We start from the raw sequence: 1,407 nt of genomic DNA, 5'->3' as shown, positions 1-1,407 counted from the left end.
ACATATATGGTCTCCTCCCCGTTTGCCAAGGCACAGAGGTTGATGAGGGACAGGTTGCTGCCATATATCCGGCCTGTTGATGAGGCGGCCTTGCCGCCTCTGGCCCTGATGAGGATTCGCCGCGCCTGTGCCTAATCACGGAAGCGGCCTTTTCGGCCGGAGTCCTTCGCAGGTTTCACAAGCGCCGGTTTGACCTGTTTGTCATCAAGCGTCTGTTGCCTTCGCAACCTTGGGATCAATTCCCTACGTCTATCGTGCTCCGTCTGCTTCTCTTCGCTTTCACGTTTAAGCCGACGGCGTCGGCTGATAACTCTCCTGTCGAGCGATAATCACCCAGCCGATGCGCACCAGCTTGTTGGCCAGTGCCACCACCGCCCGGTTCTGACCACGGCGCTGTTTGATCGCCAGCGCCCACTGGCTGAGCCGGTCGTTGCGAGTATGAGCGACCCTTAGCAACGCCCGGGCGCCATGCACCACCAGCGCTCGCACGTGTTTGTCCCCGCGCTTGGTGATGCCATATAGAGACTGCTTTCCTCCGGTACTGTACTGACGTGGCACGAGCCCCAGTGCGGCGGATGCATCGCGTCCGCGAGAGAACTGGCGACCATCGCCCATCCAGCTTTTTAGCGAACTGGCGACTATCGGTCCCATGCCGGGAACCGCCTTTAACCGGCGGCAGGTGTCATCGGTTCGGGCCTGATGCTGGATGCGTTCGTCGTACCAGGCCAGCTCCCCGCGCAGCTCGTAGAGCCGTTGCAGTTGGCGGTTCAGCAGCTCGCGGAACCGACCACTCAGACCGTTCTGCGCATCCTCAAGCAACTCCGGCACCCGCTTGCAGAAACTGGCCACGGTCCTGGGAACGGAGAGTCCCTGCTCAGCCAACAGCCCCCGCATCTGGTTCACCAAACGGGTACTGTCGTTCTGGATTTGAGTGCGAATCGCGTGAAACGCCTGCTCATCCTGTTGTTCCTGGGACTTGATTCGCACCGGGCGAATCGCCCCATGAAGACAGGCCTCTGCAATGGCCCGGGCATCGTTGTAGTCATTCTTCTGCCCACGCAGGTAACCTTTCACATGCTGTGGCGGCAGCAGAACCGCTTGATGGCCATGGGACTCCAGAAAACGTCCCCAATAGTGGGCACTCCCACAGGCCTCTAAAGCCACAGTGCTCGGCTGCTGACGGATCAGAAAACGCTTCAGCCCCTCCCGTCGAAACGTCTTCTTCGAATGCTCGCGCCCGCCCTGTTCCAGAACAACAACCGCAAATGACGACTTTGCCAGATCAATGCCAATCACCGTATTCTTAGTCATGGTCTCCTCCTTAACTCGTCGATAGTGTTTGCAACATCTATCTTGGCGCATAGCGACGCCGCTATGGAGTGGGGAGGAGACCATCCCATCTCGGAA

1 protein-coding gene is annotated in these 1,407 nt (G+C 59.0%); it reads right to left on the bottom strand.

The window, feature by feature from the left end:
- Positions 1 to 285 precede the first annotated feature (285 nt).
- A complete protein-coding gene (locus C8D92_RS15555; RefSeq protein WP_116919949.1) occupies positions 286 to 1,311 on the bottom strand; it encodes an IS110 family RNA-guided transposase in 1,026 nt (341 codons plus the stop codon).
- Between the last annotated feature and the right edge of the window lie 96 nt (positions 1,312 to 1,407).

The organism is Tamilnaduibacter salinus, assembly GCF_003096655.1.
GTDB lineage: Bacteria > Pseudomonadota > Gammaproteobacteria > Pseudomonadales > Oleiphilaceae > Tamilnaduibacter > Tamilnaduibacter salinus.
This window is presented reverse-complemented; position numbering and strand designations above follow the sequence as displayed.

Excerpts from the sequence above, each read along its gene's own strand:
- C8D92_RS15555 (WP_116919949.1), bottom strand. The coding sequence starts at position 1,311 with ATGACTAAGAATACGGTGATTGGCATTGATCTGGCAAAGTCGTCATTT.